This window comes from Pantoea sp. Cy-640 (assembly GCF_011752635.1).
Classification (GTDB): domain Bacteria; phylum Pseudomonadota; class Gammaproteobacteria; order Enterobacterales; family Enterobacteriaceae; genus Pantoea; species Pantoea dispersa.
Genome location: NZ_VWXB01000014.1, coordinates 1 through 21,363, shown reverse-complemented (window position 1 = coordinate 21,363; position 21,363 = coordinate 1). Strand labels below are relative to the sequence as shown.

Here is a 21,363-nt window from a genome sequence, read left to right as displayed (position 1 = left end):
ATACCAGGAATGGCATGATTCAACACATGTTATTGCCTGGTATTCTATAGACAACATTCAGGTTCACAACACGCGTTATCCGTTTTATCGTAAAATCGCTATTTTACGTGTTTTTCGACAGTGAACAGCTTGCGGTCTCTCATCTTTTTTGTGGTGGTTAGAATAAAATGGCGCTGACTCTCTTACTAACATCCATAAAGAATGGATTGATTAAGACGTTTGATTATAGTGGCAAAGATAGCCGCTTATGCTACATCATTTTTATGATGTTCCAGATTATCTGGTTTTGTTGTTATCTCAGTGTGTTCGCTTCATCCACGAATGAAATAGCATGGATTCCTTTACTGCTTTTCGTTCTGCCATCGCTGGCTTGTGGCAGCAGAAGAATAAACGATGCGGGATATTCACGGGGAGTATTTATTCTTTTGATCGTTGCGCCTTATTTACTGTTTCCATTTCTGGCTTTTCCTGCATCAGTAAAAAAAGAATAAATCGGGCTGGCCCGTGTAGGGGTTCCTGGTGCTTGCATATTTATATGAGGTTAGGATTAGTGCGCCAGTAGAATATTTTTGAATGACTATTTATGACGCCACGCTGTCCGTTGCGTGTTTGCGGTCGCCATGAATGGCGCCCCTACAAGGTTATTGCGCGTTTTTACAGAGGGCGCATTTATGGGGGAACCCTTGACCGTTGAGCGTTTACGGTCGCCATGAATGGCGACCCTACAAGATTATTGCGCCTCTGCAAGATCATTGCGTGTTTTTGTAGGGTGCGCATTTATGCGCACCGGTATCAACAGGACGATGGTGCGTAACCGATCGTCATTGATGACCACCGATACGCATGCCCCGTTATTTCTGCTTCTTCTCAATCGTTTTACCCGACCAGTAACCCGCCAGCAGCGAACCGGAGAGGTTGTGCCACACCGAGAACAGTGCGCCGGGCAGCGCGGCCAGCGGTGAGAAGTACAGTTTGCCCAGCGTGGCCGCCAGTCCGGAATTCTGCATACCGACTTCCAGCGCCAGCGTGCGGCAGGTGGATTCGTCAAAGCCAAACAGCTTGCCACCCCAGTAGCCGCCGAGCAGTCCAATGGCGTTGTGCAGGATCACCGCCGCGATCACCATCAGCCCTACCGAGCCGATAAAGCCCTGGCTACCGGCGACCACCGCGCTAATGATCAGCAAAATACACACCATCGAAAACGCCGGCAGATACGGCTCAACGCGGCGCACCACGCTGTTCATGGAGTGGTGAATAATCAGGCCAAGCCCAATCGGGATCACCACGATTTTGACGATGCTGAGCAGCATGCCCACCACATCGACCTGAATGTGGGTATCTACGTAGAAGCGCGTCAGCAGCGGCGTTGCGAACACGCCCACCAGCGCCGAAACCGACGAGATGGTCACCGACAGCGCCACATCGCCCTTCGCCAGATAAATCATCACGTTCGAGGCTGTCCCGCTGGCCACGCTGCCGACCAGAATCATCCCGGCGGCCAGATCCGGCGGCATCTGGAACAGTTTCGCCAGCGCCCAGGCCGCCAGCGGCATTACCAGATAGTGCAGGAACGTGCCGGCAATCACCGGCGCCGGACGCACCAGCACGCGTTTAAAATCGTCAATGTTGAGCGTCACGCCCATGCCGAACATGATCAGCATCAGCAGGTAGGTTACCCACGGCCCGATGCCGAGGAAGGTGGACGGCGAATAATAGGCTGCAACGGACAGCAGTACGGCCCAGAGCGGAAACAGGCGGGTGAGTTTGGCGAGCATGAAGAAATGTCCTTAGCGTTTTACTTAATTGGTTTTTTGCCACAGATGAAACGGCGCGCGGGGAACGACCGCAGCGACCTGCGCCGGATCATAACATTTCATTATCATAAGCGTGGCCGACGACAGAAAATGCCTATCGGCTGCTAAAGATCGCCAGGCAGGCATAGGCATTCCGCTGGCATTTGTCCGAAATAGCGTCAGGCTGAACGGCAGAGATAAAAAAAGCCGGACATTGTCCGGCTTCAGGTGGCTTATGCGTCAATTAAGATTCGAACAGATTCTTATGCAGCGCGCGCACCACCTCTTCCGCGTCCGGCGTTGGCACCAGGAAGCACAGGTTGTAGCTGCTTGCGCCGTAGCAAATCATGCGCAGGTTAAACGGCTCCAGCGCGCCGAACACCTCTTTGCCGACGCCGCAGGCTTTCGACAGATTGTTGCCGATGATCGCCACCAGCGCCAGATTCTCTTCCACTTCTACCCGGCACAGGGAAGAGAGCTCGGTCAGCAGCGCCTGGGTCAGCAGACTGTCGGCGGTGCTGGTTGAACCGGTGGTATCCAGCGTCAGCGCCACGCTCACTTCCGAGGTGGTAACCAGATCAACCGAAATACTGTGGCGTGCCAGGATAGCAAACACTTCCGCCAGGAAGCCGTGCGCGTGCAGCATGTTCAGGCTGTGCAGCGTCAGCAGCGTCTGTTTGCGCCGCAGCGCCAGCGCGCGGAACAGCGGTGGATTTTTGGTTTCGTTGCAGACGCGCGTGCCGCCCGCCGCCGGATCTTTACTGGAGCCGACAAACACCGGAATATCACTGCGCACCGCCGGCAGCAGCGTCGCCGGATGCAGCACTTTCGCGCCGAAGATCGCCATCTCCGCCGCTTCTTCAAAGGTGATCTCTTCGATGCGTTTCGCCTGCGGCACCACACGCGGGTCGGTGGTGTAGATGCCCGCCACGTCGGTCCAGATATCCACACGCGTCGCCTGCAGCGCTTCGCCGAGCAGCGCAGCGGTGTAATCGCTGCCGCCACGGCCCAGCGTGGTGGTGCGGCCTTTGCCTTCGCTGCCGATGAAGCCCTGCGTGATCACCAGCGCTTCTGCGGTGCGCGGCTGCAGCTGAGCCGCTGCCAGCGTTTTCAGCTCGGCCACATCCGGCTCGGCGCGGCCGAAACGGTCGCTGGTGCGCATCACTTTGCGGACGTCAAACCACTCGGCATTCACCTGGCGCTCGCGCAGGATCTCCACGAACAGCAGGCTCGACATCAGTTCGCCGTGGCTCACCAGCTCATCGGTCAGCGCGGTCGAACGGGCTAATGCCGCCGCTTCCGCCAGCATGATGATGTTCTCCAGCATGCGATCAATCTCCTGACGGATGACGTCCGGCGACTGCAGGCGATCGATGATGGCATATTGAATGGTGCGGATTTGATCCAGCAGATAAGCGCGCTGCTCGAGTTCCTGGCCTTCAGCCAGCGAAACCAGCAGGTTAGTCACGCCCGCCGAGGCAGAGAGCACCACCAGACGGGTATTGGCATCAGACAGCACGACGTCCGCGCTGCGGTTCATGGCATCGAAATCGGCAACGCTGGTGCCGCCAAATTTTGCCACGATCAACGATTGAGACATGTAACAAAACCTCGTGTCAGGTTATCTCCTCCCATTCGCGGAAGAGAAGATCGGGTAACAGCCTTGGCACAAGAGAAGAGCAGAATTGGACAGACAAGATCAGGAGATGAGTCACCAAAAGCACTTCACCTTGCGAAACGTCCGACTGCGGACGCTTCTGGTGACAACCCAGAGGATTCAGCCCCTGCAGCCGACAGCACAACACTCCGCGTGTTGCACCACCTCGGCGTCGCACCCCCTGATGTGTTCTCGCTGGATACGGATCCTCAAACACACTGCCTGGGCGACGCGCCTCTTCTGGCTTGCACCCGGAGGTGCAAGTCGCGCGCACAAAATACTGATTAATTGTTCCGCTGTCCAGCCTTGCGGCGCCGGGAAAATTCATTTTTACACTTATGCAGCGCATTGCTAAACAAACCCGGCAGCCGCCAGCCGCCTAAAGTAGTCAGCGGTGCGAAAAAACCGGTGTTTTGCTGATGCCGCGCAGAGTAATGCGCGGCGAACCGGCCGACAATCGCCGCCGGATTTACCTGAAACGCTGCGGCTGGCGTCACAAATTTTTTCCTTTCAGTTGCAACTGTGGTCATACTGAAACGCGTGCAAGCCGTAACAAATGCTCAGCATGCCGGGCCAGACAGGATGCGCCCGGATGCAATGACGGTTCTTATATCAACAAGAGTGTTGCCATGAAAAATATCAATCCGACACAAACCGCAGCCTGGAAAGCGCTGCAGCAGCATTTTGATCAGATGAAATCGGTAGAGATTGCCGACCTGTTTGCGCAGGATGCCGATCGTTTTGCGAAATTCTCTGCCACCTTTGATGATCAGATGCTGGTGGATTTCTCAAAAAACCGCATCACCCAGGAAACCCTCGACAAACTCCATGCGCTGGCGAAAGAGACCGATCTGGCGGGCGCCATCAAATCCATGTTCTCCGGTGAGAAGATTAACCGCACCGAAGATCGCGCCGTGCTGCACGTGGCCCTGCGCAACCGTAGCAATACGCCGATTCTCGTGGATGGCAAAGATGTAATGCCGGAAGTGAACGCGGTGCTGGCGAAGATGAAAGCCTTCTCAGAGCGCATCATCAGCGGCGAGTGGAAAGGCTACACCGGCAAGCCGATTACTGACGTGGTGAACATCGGTATCGGCGGTTCAGACCTCGGCCCGTTCATGGTGACCGAAGCGCTGCGTCCGTATAAAAACCACCTCAACATGCACTTTGTTTCCAACGTTGATGGCACGCACATTGCCGAAACGCTGAAACCGCTTAGCCCGGAAACCACGCTGTTCCTCGTGGCGTCGAAAACCTTTACCACGCAGGAAACCATGACCAACGCCCACAGCGCGCGCGACTGGTTCCTGAACACCGCCGGCGATCAGCAGCACGTGGCGAAGCACTTTGCCGCGCTCTCAACCAACGCGAAAGCGGTCGGCGAGTTTGGTATTGATACCGCCAACATGTTCGAGTTCTGGGACTGGGTCGGCGGCCGCTACTCACTGTGGTCCGCGATTGGTCTGTCGATCATCCTGTCCATCGGCTTCGAAAACTTCGAACAGCTGCTGAGCGGCGCTCATGCCATGGACCAGCACTTCGCGAACACGCCGGCGGAGCAAAACCTGCCGGTGCTGCTGGCGCTGATAGGTATCTGGTACAACAACTTCTTCGGTGCCGAAACTGAAGCGATTCTGCCGTACGACCAGTACATGCACCGTTTTGCCGCTTACTTCCAGCAGGGCAACATGGAGTCCAACGGTAAGTACGTCGACCGCGACGGCAAGCCGGTGGATTACCAGACTGGCCCAATTATCTGGGGTGAACCCGGCACCAACGGGCAGCACGCGTTTTATCAGCTGATCCATCAGGGTACCAAGCTGATTCCATGCGACTTCATTGCGCCGGCGCAGACTCACAACGCGCTGGCCGATCACCACCAGAAGCTGCTTTCTAACTTCTTTGCTCAGACCGAAGCGCTGGCGTTTGGTAAAGCCCGCGAGGTGGTAGAGAAAGAGTTTACCGATGCCGGTAAATCGGCGGAGTCCGTCGCGCATATCGTGCCGTTCAAGGTGTTTGAAGGTAACCGCCCGACCAACTCGATTCTGCTGCGTGAAATCACTCCGTTCAGCCTCGGCGCGCTGATTGCGCTGTACGAGCACAAGATCTTCACTCAGGGCGCGATTCTCAACATCTTCACTTTCGATCAGTGGGGCGTTGAGCTGGGCAAACAGCTGGCTAACCGCATTCTGCCGGAGCTGGAAAACGATGCGCAGATTAACAGCCACGATAGCTCCACCAATGGCTTAATTAATCGCTACAAATCCTGGCGTTAATTTCACGCCCAGGCTCATCAGGCGGCAGCACATGCCGCCTTTTTTTTGTTCCGATCAACTGCCCCGCCGCAAATAAGCGGATTTTGCTGCCACGCTGCGGTTAGATAATTCTTAAAATGCCCTAAGGAAAATCGGAAGATGCCATCATTCGTGGCGGGCTTATCTGATAAAAAATGGATCTGATTTGTCCACCTCACCCACCTAAGCAACTGATTAAATTTACCTTTCTATTTTAACCCTTTCAGGAAAATCTGATTATTCCTATTCCGTGCCATTTTTTAATGCAAAAGTGAAAAATGCTGCTGTGCTATAACGTCCTGCGCAAATATTCCAGCCAGCGAAAAAAGCGCAATTAAAAAAAGCAGCTAACGCCAATTCGCCTTATTTATCACCAGAAATGTCCTGCTTAATCCCCCTCTTTTTCTGGCGCTGAACTCTGGTAATTTGTTGCCCTATACTGAACGCGCCTTCAAGGCTGCCCTGAATACTTCCCCGCTGTCGCCCGGCGGCCCGGGAAACATTATTGCGCGCTGACCACGGTTAGCCAGCTGCATGCGGCCCAGCGGCCATCGGACGGCAGCGTACGGTATGACGGGTAATATCCTTCATTCACGTTTTATCAAGATGCAGGAAACGTTGTTATGAAAAAACTGATGGTTGCCGGTGCAGCCTTACTTTACGTTGCCGTTTCTTCCGCTGCGATTGCCGCACCGGAAGAAGCCGGTGCTGCAGCAGGCGCGCAGGCGGGAGCAATCTCGACCGGTGCGACCACCGCTGTGGGTATCGGCGCACTCGGTGCGTTAGTGGGTCTCGGCGTTGCCGCTGCTGGCGGTGGCGACGGTGCAAATACCGGTACAACAACCACTACCACAACGAGCACCACTCGTTGATGTAGCACCTTTAAACATAACCACACAGTCGTGTGGTTATTTTTTGTTTTTTTGCCTCTATTGAGACAGGGATACACAGTGCGCCGACTCACTTTGCTGCTTCTTTGCCTGTTGCTGCAGGCTTGCACACAAACGCAAAAAGGCCTCGAACAGACCGTAATGCTCGCCATCAGCGGTCCGGACGATGTCACCGTCAGCGATGAACAAATCGCTACTCTGCCCTATGCCAGCCTGTATGCGCGCGTCGACAACGGTCCGCGCATCTTTGTGGTGCTGGGCTACCTGGAAAACGGCCAGCAGAAATGGGTAACCCAGGATAAAGCCATGCTGGTGATGCAGCACGGCCGCCTGGTGAAAACCCTCGGCCTGCGCGACAACCTGCAGGCCGTCAGTAACCTGGCGCAGGATCCGCTGGCCGATGCGCTGCGGCTGCAAAATGGCGCGCAGTGGACGCGCGTCGTGCAGTGGCGCGAGCAGGACAACGTGCGCGCCGCCACCGCTCACTCCACCTTTCAGCGCGGCGACGATGAAGTGCTGAACCTCGCCGGCGAGCGGGTGCCCTGCCGCGTCTGGCACGAAACGGTAGAGATGGAGAGCCCCGGCGTCAGCTGGCAGAACACCTTCTGGATCGATAACCGCGACGGTACGGTGCTGCAGGCGCAGCAGATGCTGGCGGCTGACCAGTTCCCGATTGCAACCACCCTTCTGAAGCCGGCGAAATCATGAAAAAAATCAATTCTTTGCTGGCGGCATTCGCCCTCACGGCGGCCAGCCACGCGCTGGCGGATAGCCAGGTGACGGTACACCTTGCGCACGATCAGCGCAGTTTCCAGATCGATCATGCCAGCACGCTTAGCGAACTGGTAACGAACCCGGCGCTGCACAGCTGGTGGCCGGGCACGGTGATTGCCGAACGCGGTGCGACCGCCGTGGCGCAGCAGCAGCACGCTCAGCTGCTGGCGGATCTGCGCGCCTGGCAGGCCGACAGCGGTACTTCACTGGCCGCAACCATCGGCAGCGTAATCCAGCAGCTCAGCGCCCTGCAGGTTACCGGGCGCCAGTTTACTTCGCTCGATCCCGACTGGGTGCGGCTGCGTCCGGAAGCCAACCGTAAACTGCAGGGCAGCTACGACCTGTACATCGTGGCAGCGCCGACGCAGGTACGGGTGATGGGCGCACTCAGCCATCCCGGCAGTGAGAGCTGGCAGCCAGGACGCACGGTGCGTGACTATCTCGCGCCGCATGCGCGTTTATCGGGTGCCGAACGCAGCGTGGCCACGGTGATTGCGCCGTCAGGTGAGACGCAGCAGGTGCCGATCGCTTACTGGAATCAGCGGCATGTTGAAGTCGAGCCTGGCAGCATCATCTGGCTGGGCTTTTCCACATGGAGCCTGCCCTGGGGCCAGCCTGATTTGAATGCGCGCATGCTTTCCGTTCTGACTCACCGGATGCCAGACTGATGAAAAAACAATTACTCCTCAGCCTGTTGGCTGCTTCTGTCGCCGCCGCATGCCAGGTGCAGGCGGAAACCTGGCCGGAACCGGTCGGTCCTTCACAATCTGATTTTGGCGGCGTGGGCCTGATGCAAACCCCGACCGCGCGCATGGCAAAAGAGGGCGAATTTAGCCTGAACTTCCGCGATAACGATCAATATCGTTACTATTCTGCGTCATTGCAGCTGTTCCCGTGGCTGGAAACCACGGTGCGCTATACCGACGTACGCACCCGCCGCTACAGTGCGGTGGAAGGCTTCAGCGGCAACCAGAGCTATAAAGACAAAGCCTTCGACCTGAAGCTGCGCCTGTGGCAGGAGAGCTTCTGGCTGCCGGAAGTGGCGGTGGGTTCGCGCGATTTGGGCGGTACCGGCCTGTTCGACAGTGAATATCTGGTGGCGAGTAAAGCCTGGGGGCCGTTTGATTTTAGCCTCGGGCTGGGCTGGGGCTATCTCGGCAACAGCGGCACCATCAAAAACCCGTTCTGCTCCTACAGCGATAGCTTCTGCAGCCGCACCGGCGGGGGCTCGGCGGGTTCCATTAACGGCTCGCAGATGTTCCACGGCCCGGCGGCACTGTTTGGTGGCATCGAATACCAGACGCCGTGGCAGCCGCTGCGTCTGAAGCTGGAGTATGAAGGCAACGATTATCAGGACGATTTTGCCGGCCGGCTGGAGCAGCGCAGTAAGGTCAACGTTGGCGCAATCTATCGCCTTACCGACTGGGCGGATATCAACGCCAGCTACGAGCGCGGCAATACATTTATGTTTGGCGTGACCGTACGCACCAACTTTAATTCCTTACACCAGTCGCACCTTGATAGCGCAAAACCGGCTTATCAGCCACAGCCGCAGGGCGATCTGCTGCAGCCGACGGTGGTCGCTAATCAGCTTACCGATCTGAAATACAATGCCGGACTGGATGGTCCGCGCATCCAGACCAAAGGCCGCACGCTATACGTCTCCGGTGAGCAGACCAAATATCGCGACACGCGCGAAGGCGTTGACCGCGCTAACCGCATCATCATGAACAATCTGCCGGCGGGCATTGATACGATTGAAGTCACCGAGTCGCGCTTTAACATGCCGCAGGTTACCACGCGCACCGATGTGGCCAGCCTGAATAACGAACTGCGCGGCTATCCGCTCGGCCACGAGCAGCCGCTGCAGCAGACGCGTGAAGAACCGATCGATCCGGGCACCACCGAACAGGGCTATTTCATCCGTAAGGATCGCCTCAACTACAGCCTGTCGCCGGTGCTCAACCAGTCGGTCGGCGGTCCGGAAAGCTTCTACATGTATCAGCTCGGCGTAATGGGCAATGTCGATTACTGGCTGACCGATCACTGGCTGATTGGTGGCAGCCTGTTTGGCAACATCGCCAATAACTATGACAAGTTCAACTACAACGGCGCGCCAGCCGACTCGACGCTGCCGCGCGTGCGCACCCACATTCGCGACTACGTGGAGAACAACGTTTACGTGAATGATCTGCAGGCCAACTACATGCGCTATCTCGGCAATGGCTTCTACGGCCAGGTGTACGGTGGCTATCTGGAAACCATGTACGGCGGCGTGGGCGGCGAGCTGTTGTATCGCCCGGTGGACAGCAACTGGGCTTTCGGTCTCGATGCGAACTACGTGAAGCAGCGTGACTGGGACAACATGATGCAGTTCACCGACTACAAGGCGCCGACCGGGCACCTTACCGCTTACTGGCGTCCGTGGTTCATGCAGGATGTGCTGGTGAAAGCCAGCGTCGGTGAATATCTGGCGAAGGACAAAGGGGTCACGCTGGATGTGTCGAAGCGCTTTGACAGCGGCGTGATGGTCGGCTTCTACGCCACCAAAACCAACGTGTCAGCCGAAGCGTATGGCGAAGGGGATTTCACCAAAGGTTTCTATATTTCGATTCCGATGGATCTGTTTACCGTCACGCCAACCCGTGGCCGTGCGCAGGTGAACTGGGTGCCGCTGACGCGTGACGGTGGTCAGATGCTGGGCCGTAAGTACCAGCTGTACGATCTGACCGCCGATCGCGATGCGCGTTTCAATTAAATTGCAGCGCGGGTAGAACCCGCGCCGGTTTTAAAAAACGCGCGATGAATCGCGCCGCTACAGAGTGTGCACGTATTTGTAGCGGCGCAATTTATTGCGCAAACAATAGGGCACATTTCATTGCGCGCGCTCTGCGCCGGCAATTCATCAATCCGCGTCGTAGCCTAAATTCGGTGCCAGCCAGCGCTCCACGTCGCTGACGCTCATACCTTTACGCACCGCGTAATCTTCCACCTGGTCGCGCTGAATCTGCGCCACGGCGAAATATTTACTCTCCGGATGACTAAAATACCAGCCCGACACCGCGGCACCGGGCCACATGGCAAAAGATTCGGTCAGTTTCATGCCGGTGTGATGCTCCACATCCAGCAGCTGCCAGATTTGTGCCTTCTCAGTGTGTTCCGGACAGGCCGGATAGCCCGGCGCCGGACGAATGCCCTGGTAATTTTCGCGAATCAGCTCGTCGTTGCTGAGATTTTCATGGGCGGCATAGCCCCAGATCACCTTACGCACGCGCTCATGCAGATATTCGGCAAACGCCTCCGCCAGGCGATCCGCCACCGCTTTCACCATGATTTTGTTGTAATCATCGTGCTGCTGATCGAACGCCGCCGCCAGCGCATCCTCCTCCAGCCCGCCGGTGACGGCAAACGCGCCGAGATAATCCGCTTTACCACTGGATTTCGGCGCCACGAAGTCCGCCAGACAGTAGTTGGCAAAGTCGGTTTTTTCCGTTTGCTGACGTAAATGATGGCTGACGCACAGCACCTCGTGCCGGGTCTCGTCACGGTAGATTTCAATGTCGTCGCCAACCCGGTTAGCCGGGAAAATACCGACCACGCCGCGCGGCCTGAGCGTGCCCTGCGCGCTGAGGTTATCCAGCATCGCATTGGCATCGGCAAACAGCCGCGTGGCTTCTTCGCCCACCACCTCATCTTCGAGAATGCGCGGATATTTGCCGGCCAGTGACCAGGTCATAAAAAACGGCGTCCAGTCGATGTAGTTGCGCAGCGTATCGATACTGGCCTCCACTGCGCTGACGCCGGTACGATGCGCCACCGGTGGCGTGTAACGTTGCCAGTTAATGACGTAATGATTATCGCGCGCGGCCTGCAGCGTGACCGGCGGCGTGCGCGGCTTTTTACGCGCGTGCTGAATCCGCACGGTTTCGTACTCCTTACGCGTGCGCGCCACAAACGCCTCTTTCAGCGTGGGTGACAGCAGCGAAGAGACCACGCCGACGGTGCGCGAGGCGTTCTGCACATAGACCGTCGGGCCGCTGTAATTCTGCTCAATCTTCACCGCCGTGTGCGCTTTCGAGGTGGTGGCTCCGCCAATCAGCAGTGGCAGCGTAAAGCCCTGGCGCTCCATCTCTTTCGCCACGTTCACCATCTCGTCGAGCGACGGGGTAATCAAGCCGGAAAGTCCGATGATGTCGGCGTTTTCCTCACGCGCGGTTTTCAGGATTTTGTCGCCCGGCACCATCACGCCCAGGTCGATAATTTCGTAGTTGTTACACTGCAGCACCACGCCAACAATGTTTTTGCCGATGTCGTGCACGTCGCCTTTTACCGTCGCCAGCACGATTTTACCATTGCTGCGGCCGGCCTCTTTGCTCGCCTGGATAAAGGGTTCGAGGTAAGCCACCGCCTGCTTCATCACGCGCGCCGATTTCACCACCTGCGGCAGGAACATTTTGCCCTCGCCAAACAGATCGCCGACCACATTCATGCCGGACATTAGCGGCCCTTCAATGACTTCAATCGGCCGTGCCGCGGCCTGGCGCGCCTCTTCGGTGTCCTGCTCGATAAACTCGGTGATGCCTTTCACCAGCGAATATTCCAGCCGCTTCACCACGTCCCAGCTGCGCCATTCGGCCTGCTGCTTGTCCTGCTCACCCTCGCCTTTGTTGCCGCGATACTTCTCCGCCAGCGCCAGCAGTCGCTCGGTGCCATCGTCGCGCCGGTTGAGGATCACGTCCTCAACCGCATCGCGCAGCTCCGCCGGCAGATCGTCATAAATCGCCAGCTGACCGGCGTTGACGATGCCCATGTCCATGCCGTTGCGGATGGCGTAGTAGAGGAACACCGCATGAATCGCCTCACGCACCGGTTCGTTACCGCGGAACGAGAACGACACGTTGGAAACGCCGCCGGAGATCATCGCATGCGGCAGTTCGCGTTTGATGTCTTCACAGGCACCGATGAAATCCATCGCGTAGTTGTTGTGCTCTTCGATGCCGGTGGCGACGGCAAAGATATTGGGGTCGAAAATGATGTCTTCCGGCGGGAAACCGACTTCTTCGGTGAGGATGTGGTAGGCGCGGCGGCAGATCTCAATTTTGCGCGCGCGGGTGTCCGCCTGGCCCACTTCGTCGAACGCCATCACCACCACCGCCGCGCCGTAGCGCCGCACTTTGCGCGCGTGCGCAATAAACGGCCCGACGCCCTCTTTCATCGAGATGGAGTTGACGATGCCTTTGCCCTGAATGCACTGCAGGCCTTTCTCAATCACCTCCCATTTCGAGGAGTCGATCATGATCGGCACACGCGCAATATCCGGCTCACCGGCAATCAGGTTGAGAAAGCGCACCATGGCCGCTTCCGCATCCAGCATGCCTTCATCCATATTGATATCGATAATCTGCGCGCCGTTTTCCACCTGCTGGCGCGCCACGTCCAGCGCTTCGTTGTACTTCTCTTCTTTAATCAGGCGCTTAAATTTGGCCGAGCCGGTCACGTTAGTGCGCTCACCCACGTTAACGAACAGTGAATCGGCCTGAATATTGAGCGGTTCGAGGCCAGACAAACGGCAGGCGACGGCTATTTCCGGTAGCGGCCGCGGTGGCACGCCCTCGACCGCTGCCGCCATCGCCGCAATGTGCTGCGGCGTGGTGCCACAGCAGCCACCAATAATGTTGAGGAAACCGGCGCGCGCCCACTCGCCAATCTGCGCCGCCATCGTCGCCGCATCAAGGTCATATTCGCCGAAGGCATTCGGCAGACCGGCGTTGGGGTGGGCGCTGACATAGCCTTCGGCAATGCGCGACAGCTCCTGCACATACTGGCGCAGTTCATCCGGGCCAAGCGCGCAGTTGAGGCCGAACGACAGCGGCTCCGCGTGGCGCAGTGAGTTGTAGAATCCTTCCGTGGTCTGGCCGGAGAGCGTACGGCCTGACGCATCGGTAATGGTGCCGGAGATCATCAGCGGCAGCGTCACGCCCATCGCTTCCATCTCGCTCTGTACCGCATAAATCGCCGCTTTGGCATTCAGGGTATCGAACACCGTTTCGATCATGATGATGTCAGCACCGCCGCTAATCAGCGCATGGGTCGATTCGCGGTAGGCGTCCACCAGCTGATTGAAGGTGATGTTACGAAACGCGGGATCGTTGACGTCAGGCGAGATCGAGCAGGTGCGGTTGGTCGGGCCGAGCACGCCAGCAACGTAGCGCGGGCGATCGGGCGTTTTTGCCGTCCACGCGTCGGCGCAGGCGCGCGCCAGTTTCGCCGCTTCGAAGTTGATCTCCGCCGACAGCGCGGCCATTTCATAATCGGCCATGGCAATCGGGGTGGCGTTGAAGGTGTTAGTTTCGAGAATATCCGCGCCAGCCGCCAGGTAAGCATCGTGGATTTCGCGAATGACGTCCGGCTTACTCAGCACCAGCAGGTCATTATTGCCCTTCACATCGCACGGCCAGTCAGCGAAGCGGCTGCCGCGAAAATCCTGCTCATCCAGTTTGTAACTCTGGATCATGGTGCCCATGCCACCGTCCAGAATCATGATGCGTTGTGCCAGCTGCTGCTGTAGCGTTGCGGTTTTATTGCTCACTCTTGCCCCATCCACGTCATTACGTTGGCTAAATGCCAGCCAGTCATACTGGCACAACTTTCAAATGAGCAAAAGTCACCCGTTTGCGGCCACCGGCGGCAAAATGACCAGCAGATCCGACCAGTCAGCCAGCGTTTGCATTCATACCATTAAAAACGAAAATGGTTTCCATACCTGCAATGACTGTGGAGATGTTATGGCAACCCCTGCGCCCGCGAAACGCGGCAAAAAACCCCGTACGGCTCCGGCGGCCAGTGCCCCTGTCGGCGGCCAGGTACAATCTCTGACGCGCGGGCTGCGTTTGCTGGAGCTGATTGCCGAATCACACGGTAGCGTGGCGCTGACCGAGCTGGCGCAACAGGCCGGGCTACCCAACTCCACCACTCATCGCCTGCTGACCACCATGCAGCAGCAGGGATTTGTGCATCAGGTGGGCGACCTCGGTTTATGGACCATTGGCGCTCATGCCTTTGTGGTCGGCAGCAGTTTTCTGCAGAGCCGCAATCTGCTGGCGATCGTGCACCCGATCCTGCGCCGGCTGATGGAAGAAGCCGGCGAAACCGTGAATCTGGCGGTGCTGGATCTCAGTGATTATCAGGCGGTGATTATTGACCAGGTACAGTGCACCCAGCTGATGCGCATGTCAGCGCCGATTGGCGGCAAGTTGCCGATGCATGCGTCCGGTGCCGGCAAAGCGTTTCTCGCTCACCTTAGCGATGATCAGGTCACCGCTCTGCTGCATCAGAAGGGATTGCATCACTACACGCCGAAAACCCTGATGTCGCCGCATAGCCTGAAGGAGAATCTGGCCCTGATCCGTAAGATGGGTTTTTCGCACGACGACGAGGAGCACGCGCTCGGCCTGCGCTGTGTGGCGGCACCGATTTATGATGAACACGGCGAACCATTTGCCGCCATCTCCATCTCCGGCCCGCTGGCGCGCATGACCGACGACCGCATTACTGAACTCGGGGCGCTGGTGATCCGCGCGGCGAAGCAGGTGACGCTAAGCTATGCCGGCCGCTAGGCGGCCACTAACGCGTAGCGCGCGCTGAAACGCTGTCCGGCGCGCCACGCCATCACCTCCTCAATATGCCCGGCACGGATCCGCGTCTGTAGTGCGCGCCACCAGCCAGGATCGAACAACTGCGGATGCAGCGCCTGCAGCAATTTTCCGGTCGCCGGTTCGCTGCACAGCGCGTAGCGGAAGGTTTCCGGAAACACATCATCCGGCCCGACGCTGTACCACGGCTCGGCCTGCAGCTCATCCTCTTCGTAACGCGCCGCCGGGACATCGCGGAACACCAGCTCGGTCATCGGGCGGATTTCATCATAGTCGTAAAACACCACGCGGCCATGGCGCGTCATGCCGAAGTTTTTAAACAGCATATCGCCGGGGAAGATATTGGCCGCCGCCAGCTGACAAATCGCATCGCCGTACTCCTCAATGGCGTGCTGGCGCTGTTCCGGCGTCGCCTGCATCAGCCACAGGTTAAGCGGCTGCATACGACGCTCCAGCCATAAGTGGCGGATGATCAGTACGTCATCGCGCAGCTCGATTTTTTCCGGAATGTCGCGCTCAAATTCCGCCATCAGCGCCGCCGGAATGCGCGCGCGCGGGATGGCGAAATGCTCAAACTCCTGGGTGTCAGCCATGCGCCCGACGCGGTCATGCTCTTTGACCAGCCGGTAACAGGCGCGCACCTGCGCATCCGTCACCTCTTTTTGCGGCGCGAAGCGATCTTTAATCACCTTAAATACCCGATCAAAACCGGGCAGCGTAAATACCAGCATCACCATACCGCGCACGCCGGGCGCGATGGTGAACGCTTCCTGACTGTGCGCCAGGTAATCTAAATATTCGCGATAGCATTCGGTTTTACCGTGTTTCTGGCAGCCAATCGCCATATAGCGCTCGGCGAGGGTTTTGCCCGGCAAAATCGGCTGCAGCCAGGCCACCAGCGCGGCCGGCACCGGCGCATACACCATGAAATAGGCGCGGGCAAAGCCAAACACGATGCTGGCGTCATTGCTGTCGGTGAGACAGGTATCAATCCACAACCGCCCGGCGTCATCGCGCTGGATCGGCAGCAGACACGGCACGATCTCGCCCGCGCTCAGCTGCAGCCGCGCCACAATCCAGGCGGTTTTGTTGCGATAAAACAGCTCGCTGGCGACGTCCAGCGTGGCATTGGCCAGCTGTGCCGCGCTGAACTGCTCGTGCAGATGACGCACAATCCAGCCGATGTCGCGGGTCTGATCCTGCCACGTCAGCCGCAACGGAATGTCATTCAATACCTGACGCAGCGTTTCATGCCAGCTGTGCTGCGGCCGGTACAGGCGCGACAGCGGTCGCTGCGCCGGCGGCGCGGGCGCGTACGGCTGCGACGGCAGGATAAACAGCCGCTCAGGCAGTAAGTGGCTGTGCCCCAGCAAGCGACAATAGACAGAATTAAAAAAGCTTTCGGCAATTTCATGACGCGGATAGCCCGGCAGCAGCGTGGCATAATGGCTTTTCACCCGCAGCCAGAAAGCGTCATCCCAGTCGGCCATCTCGTTGAGGATGCGCAACTGATTGGCGACCAGCCCGACGTGATGGTCGTACAAATGGATACGCGCTTTCATCGCCTGCTGCACCGCCTGCCAGTCCGCCTGTTCAAAGCGCTGCTGCGCGCCTGCGGTAATGTCGAGAAAGCGGCCGTACTGCGCATCAAAACCCTGCAGAATCGTGTGGGCGATAAGGGATTCTCTCGGTGACATCGGCAATCTCCGGCAAGCGTGAGCCAGTGAAACGGTGCGCCATGCTGCGCACCGCGAGTACGCTGATCAGAACTGTGCGGCTTCGGTGGAGCCGGTCAGTGCGGTAACCGACGAGCTGCCGCCCTGAATCACCGTGGTGATGCGGTCAAAATAACCAGTGCCCACTTCCTGCTGATGCGCAGAGAAGGTGTAGCCGCGTTCGCGTGCGGCAAATTCCGGCTGCTGCACCTTTTCCACGTAGTGGCGCATGCCTTCGCCCTGCGCATAAGCGTGTGCGAGGTCGAACATGTTGAACCACATGCTGTGGATACCCGCCAGGGTGATGAACTGAAAGCGGTAGCCCATCTCGCTCAGCGCCTGCTGGAAGCGGGCAATGGTGCGATCGTCGAGATTCTTCTTCCAGTTAAACGAAGGCGAGCAGTTGTAAGCCAGCAGCTTGCCGGGATACTGCGCGTGAATCGCCTCGGCGAAGCGCTGCGCCAGCGCCAGATCCGGCGTGGAAGTTTCGCACCACAGCACATCGGCATACGGCGCATACGCCAGGCCACGGGCTATCGCCTGTTCGATACCGGCATGGGTGCGGAAGAAGCCTTCAGCGGTCCGTTCCCCGGTAATAAACGGCGCATCACGCTCGTCGCAATCGGAGGTGATCAGATCGGCAGCGTCGGCATCGGTGCGCGCAATCAGCACCGTGGGCACATCCATCACATCGGCCGCCAGCCGCGCCGCCACCAGTTTCTGAATCGCTTCCTGCGTCGGCACCAGAACTTTGCCGCCCATGTGCCCGCACTTCTTCACTGCCGCCAGCTGATCTTCAAAGTGCACCGCGCCGGCACCGGCCTGAATCATCGCTTTCATCAGCTCAAAAGCATTGAGCACCCCACCAAATCCGGCTTCCGCATCGGCGACAATCGGCAGGTAGTAATCGATAAAGCCGTCATCGTCCGGCGACAGTCCGCTCGCCCACTGGATTTGATCGGCGCGCTGAAAACTTTGGTTGATACGTTCCACCACGTTCGGCACCGAATTGACCGGATACAGCGACTGGTCCGGATACATCTGCCCGGCCAGGTTTGCATCGGCCGCCACCTGCCAGCCGGAGAGATAAATCGCCTCAATGCCGGCTTTCGCCTGCTGCACCGCCTGTCCGCCGGTCAGGGCTCCGAGGCTGTTGATATAGCCTTTGCTCGCCTCACCGTTCAGGAGTGCCCACAGCTTTCTCGCGCCGCGATCCGCCAGCGTGCAGGCGGGATTAACGGAGCCGCGCAGGTTAATGACCTCTTCGGCACTGTAAGGACGGGTAATGCCCTGCCAGCGAGATGCCAGCCAGCTGTTTTCCAGTTGAGCGATCTGTTGGGTACGATTTGACATAGCAGTATCTCCAGAGTCAGGGCAGCAGGCGGTAGCCCGGCAGGGTGAGGAAAGGAACCAGTTGTTCGTCGGTGGTGATTTGCGCCATTAGCGCAGCCGCATCTTCATAGCGACCGGCGTCAAAGCGCGTGTCACCCAGGCTGTGGCGCAGGGCCGCCAGCTCTTCATCAAGAAACTGTTCGAACAGCGCGGCGGTCACCAGCTGACCATCGCTGAGGATTTGCTTGTGGTGAATCCACTGCCAGATGGAGGTGCGGGCAATCTCTGCGGTAGCGGCATCCTCCATCAGCCCATCAATAGGCACGCAGCCATTGCCGCTGATCCACGCTTCCAGATACTGCAGCGCAACGCGGATGTTGGCGCGCATCCCGGCTTCGGTGCGCTGACCACGGCACGGGCGCAGCAGGCGCTCGGCGGTGATCGGCGTATCCTGTTCACGACTGACGTGCAGCTGATTGGGGCGATCGCCCAGCTGACGGTCAAACTCCGCCATGGCGATATCCGCCAGACCGGGATGTGCGACCCAGGTACCGTCATGGCCGTTGCCCGCTTCCCGTGCTTTGTCCTCCTGCACTTTCTGCATCACCCAGGCGTTGCGTTCAGCGTCTTTGGCCGGGATGAGCGCCGACATGCCGCCCATCGCCAGCGCACCGCGCCGGTGGCAGGTTTTGATCAACAGGCGCGAATAAGCCTCGAGGAACGGCTGGTCCATGCTGATCTGCTGACGATCCGGCAGAATGCGGTCACCATGCTGGCCCAGCGTTTTGATATAGCTGAAGATGTAATCCCAGCGACCACAGTTGAGGCCAACCACGTGATCGCGCAGTTCCCACAGGATCTCATCCATCTGGAATACCGCGGGCAGCGTCTCGATCAATACCGTGGCTTTGATTGTGCCGCGCGGCAGATCGAAACGATCTTCACTGAAGCGGAAGATTTCCCGCCACCATGCCACTTCCGCCGCATGCTCGGTTTTCGGCAGATAGAACCACGGACCGTGGCCCTTCTCCAGCAGCGCGGTGACGTTGTGAAACAGATAGAGCGCAAAGTCGAATAACCCGCCGGGAATGGCCCGATCGCGCCACTCAACATGCTTCTCATCCAGATGTAAGCCGCGAACCCGGCACATCAGCAGCGCCGGATCGGATCGTAACTGGTAGATCTTGCCGTTTTCGCTGGTGAAGCTCAGCGTGCCGTTAACCGCATCGCGCAGCGCCAGCTGACCATCAAGCAGTTTTTGCCAGGTCGGTGCCAGCGAATCCTCAAAATCGGCCATGAACACTTTGACGTTAGCGTTCAGCGCATTGATCACCATTTTGCGATCTGGCGGACCGGTGATTTCGACGCGGCGATTGCGCAGCAGCTGAGGAATGGGCCTCACCTGCCAGTCACTTTGCCGAATGGAAGCGGTTTCCGAATCGAAGTCTGGCAACGCCCCCTGATCGTAGCGCTGCTGGCGTTGCTGACGCGCTTTCAGCAGACGCTCGCGCTCGGGTGCAAAGCGCACCACCAGCGAGTGCAGGAAATCAATGGCTTCGGGCGTCAGCAGCTGCTTCTCCGCGTGGGTAAAGGGCTGGCTAAAGGTCAGTGTCGGGCTGATAACCGTGTCTGTCATGCGGGCTGCCTCCTGGTTTGATCCTTTTTCTAACGACAGGATCGGGCTGTAGGGTGTTTTTTAACCGGCAAGATCAGAGCATAATCATTTTTATTTTAATTTCAAAAACTATTTCCATTTTATTGGTTATTTGATTTTATTTATCTGATTTAACTGTAATTTAATCTCACGAAATAAAGGCAATACGTTCCATCATAGAAAAAAGGCAAAAAAAAGCCGCGACATCACGCGGCTGTCACGGAAGGTTTAAACGCGTTGTTAGCAGGCGTTCTACTCGAGCGTTGGATTCATGTGGCGCAGATCGAATGGCGTAATCTGGTAGACGTAGTAGTTGAGCCAGTTAGAGAACAGCAGGTTGCCGTGGCTACGCCAGGTGGCGCGCGGCGGCAATTCCGGGTTGTCCTGCGGGAAGTAGTTGAACGGCACCTCAGGGTGCAGACCAGCCTCATAGTCCCGATGGTACTCCCCCGACAGCGTGAGAGCGTCATATTCCGGATGGCCGGTGACAAACGCCAGGCGTTTGTCTTTACTCGCCATCAGATAGGCGCCGGTGCTTTCTGATTCGGCAAACAGCTCGAGATCGGTGTAGTCACGAATCAGCTGGCTGGGAAAATCAGCATAGCGTGAATGCGGCGCCAGGAAGTTGTCATCAAATCCGCGCGTTAACAGCGCGTGCGGATGAAGGATCTGATGCTCATAGACGCCAGACAGCTTGTTCTGTCGCGTCTGTTTAGGAATGCCATACAGGATGTTAAGCGCCGCCTGCACCGCCCAGCAAACGAACAGGGTAGAAGTGACGTGCTCTTTTGCCCAGTGCAGCACGCGCTGAATCTGTGGCCAGTAGGCAACATCATTGAAATCAACCAGCCCCAGCGGCGCACCGGTGACAATCAGGCCATCAAAGTTATCGTTAGCGATATCGTCGAAGTTGCAGTAGAAGTTGTTCAGATGCTCGCTTGGTGTGTTGCGCGACTCGCGACTGTCGATGCGTAACAGCTGGACATCGATCTGCAGCGGCGAGTTAGAGAGCAGGCGCAGAAACTGGTTTTCCGTTTCAATTTTTTTAGGCATCAGGTTAAGGATCAACACTTTAAGCGGACGAATCTCCTGAACACTGGCGCGCGATGAGGTCATGACAAAGACATTCTCATTACGCAAAAAATTCACTGCCGGTAATTCGTCGGGGATCCTGATTGGCATAACCTGCTGACCTCTTGCTGATAACCATATAAACGTTTAGACATCCAGATGCCCGAGATTAGCCTGGCTGCCGCTGGATGTCGAGTCTTCATGCGGTTTATGAAAATGTTTCAGCATTGAACGGCAATAGCCGCGAGCGCCGCGCGATGAGCAGCAGTAATAAGGTAGGGAAAAGAGCGCGTTAGAATTTTTTCAGGGTTAAATAAGTCGTTATGGAGGGGTTTTTAGCGGTAAATTTGCCGGAGTACGGACGTAAAAAAGCCCCGGACTCTCGTCCGGGGCTTCTTCACTTATTTGATGCCTGGCAGTTCCCTACTCTCGCATGGGGAGGCCCCACACTACCATCGGCGCTACGGCGTTTCACTTCTGAGTTCGGCATGGGGTCAGGTGGGACCACCGCGCTGTTGCCGCCAGGCAAAT

14 protein-coding genes, 1 rRNA gene and 1 riboswitch are annotated in these 21,363 nt (G+C 57.6%); of the genes, 7 read left to right on the top strand and 8 right to left on the bottom strand.

The window, feature by feature from the left end; genetic code table 11:
* The first annotated feature begins 167 nt into the window (after positions 1–167).
* A complete protein-coding gene (locus F3J36_RS23430) occupies positions 168–491 on the top strand; it encodes a DUF805 domain-containing protein (RefSeq protein WP_071813607.1) in 324 nt (107 codons plus the stop codon).
* 360 nt (positions 492–851) lie between these two features.
* Here F3J36_RS23430 and panS read toward each other — a convergent pair whose 3' ends face one another.
* Both panS and lysC read right to left on the bottom strand, forming a co-directional pair.
* Positions 852–1,775, bottom strand: a complete 924-nt coding sequence (gene panS, locus F3J36_RS23425) for a ketopantoate/pantoate/pantothenate transporter PanS (RefSeq protein ID WP_021508027.1) — start codon at positions 1,773–1,775, stop codon at positions 852–854.
* A 262-nt stretch (positions 1,776–2,037) separates the two neighbouring features.
* Positions 2,038–3,393 carry a lysine-sensitive aspartokinase 3 gene (gene lysC, locus F3J36_RS23420; protein ID WP_021508028.1) on the bottom strand — a complete coding sequence of 452 codons (1,356 nt, stop codon included), beginning with the start codon at positions 3,391–3,393 and terminating at the stop codon, positions 2,038–2,040.
* A 110-nt stretch (positions 3,394–3,503) separates the two neighbouring features.
* Positions 3,504–3,698, bottom strand: a riboswitch (Lysine riboswitch).
* A 381-nt stretch (positions 3,699–4,079) separates the two neighbouring features.
* Between lysC and pgi the strand changes: the two genes are divergently transcribed.
* The 5 genes from pgi to F3J36_RS23395 all read left to right on the top strand — a co-directional run bounded on the left by pgi (position 4,080) and on the right by F3J36_RS23395 (position 10,166).
* Positions 4,080–5,726, top strand: coding sequence for a glucose-6-phosphate isomerase (pgi, locus tag F3J36_RS23415; RefSeq protein WP_166720733.1), 1,647 nt, complete (start codon positions 4,080–4,082; stop codon positions 5,724–5,726).
* Positions 5,727–6,367: 641 nt separating this feature from the next.
* Entirely contained in the window at positions 6,368–6,616 is a 249-nt protein-coding gene (yjbE, locus tag F3J36_RS23410; RefSeq protein ID WP_021508031.1) for an exopolysaccharide production protein YjbE, read from the top strand.
* A 78-nt stretch (positions 6,617–6,694) separates the two neighbouring features.
* Positions 6,695–7,342, top strand: a complete 648-nt coding sequence (locus tag F3J36_RS23405) for a YjbF family lipoprotein (protein WP_166720732.1) — start codon at positions 6,695–6,697, stop codon at positions 7,340–7,342.
* Positions 7,339–8,076, top strand: a complete 738-nt coding sequence (locus tag F3J36_RS23400) for a capsule biosynthesis GfcC D2 domain-containing protein (RefSeq protein ID WP_166720730.1) — start codon at positions 7,339–7,341, stop codon at positions 8,074–8,076. The genes F3J36_RS23405 and F3J36_RS23400 overlap by 4 nt, the downstream gene beginning before the upstream one ends.
* Entirely contained in the window at positions 8,076–10,166 is a 2,091-nt protein-coding gene (locus F3J36_RS23395; RefSeq protein WP_021508034.1) for a YjbH domain-containing protein, read from the top strand. Before F3J36_RS23400 ends, F3J36_RS23395 begins: the two co-directional genes overlap by 1 nt.
* Before the next feature lie 147 nt (positions 10,167–10,313).
* On the opposite strand, the gene metH is transcribed toward F3J36_RS23395, so the two are convergent.
* Positions 10,314–13,997 (bottom strand): methionine synthase, encoded by a 3,684-nt coding sequence (metH, locus tag F3J36_RS23390; RefSeq protein WP_166720728.1) that lies wholly within the window; start codon positions 13,995–13,997, stop codon positions 10,314–10,316.
* Positions 13,998–14,193: 196 nt separating this feature from the next.
* Here metH and iclR point away from each other — a divergent pair, with 196 nt between their 5' ends.
* Positions 14,194–15,024 (top strand): glyoxylate bypass operon transcriptional repressor IclR, encoded by an 831-nt coding sequence (gene iclR / locus F3J36_RS23385; RefSeq protein ID WP_166720726.1) that lies wholly within the window; start codon positions 14,194–14,196, stop codon positions 15,022–15,024.
* Here iclR and aceK read toward each other — a convergent pair.
* The 5 genes from aceK to rrf form a co-directional block, all read right to left on the bottom strand.
* Positions 15,021–16,757: a bifunctional isocitrate dehydrogenase kinase/phosphatase gene (gene aceK, locus F3J36_RS23380; RefSeq protein ID WP_166720724.1), complete on the bottom strand. Its 1,737-nt coding sequence runs from the start codon at positions 16,755–16,757 to the stop codon at positions 15,021–15,023. The genes iclR and aceK overlap by 4 nt on opposite strands.
* Positions 16,758–16,823: 66 nt before the next feature.
* A complete protein-coding gene (gene aceA, locus F3J36_RS23375) occupies positions 16,824–18,128 on the bottom strand; it encodes an isocitrate lyase (protein WP_059012753.1) in 1,305 nt (434 codons plus the stop codon).
* A gap of 16 nt (positions 18,129–18,144) precedes the next feature.
* On the bottom strand, positions 18,145–19,743 hold the full coding sequence (gene aceB, locus F3J36_RS23370; protein ID WP_166720722.1) for a malate synthase A: 1,599 nt from the start codon (positions 19,741–19,743) through the stop codon (positions 18,145–18,147).
* A gap of 270 nt (positions 19,744–20,013) precedes the next feature.
* Positions 20,014–20,943, bottom strand: coding sequence for a homoserine O-succinyltransferase (gene metA, locus F3J36_RS23365; RefSeq protein ID WP_031279798.1), 930 nt, complete (start codon positions 20,941–20,943; stop codon positions 20,014–20,016).
* 299 nt (positions 20,944–21,242) lie between these two features.
* Positions 21,243–21,358: ribosomal RNA gene (gene rrf, locus F3J36_RS23360) — 5S ribosomal RNA — on the bottom strand.
* Positions 21,359–21,363: the final 5 nt, after the last annotated feature.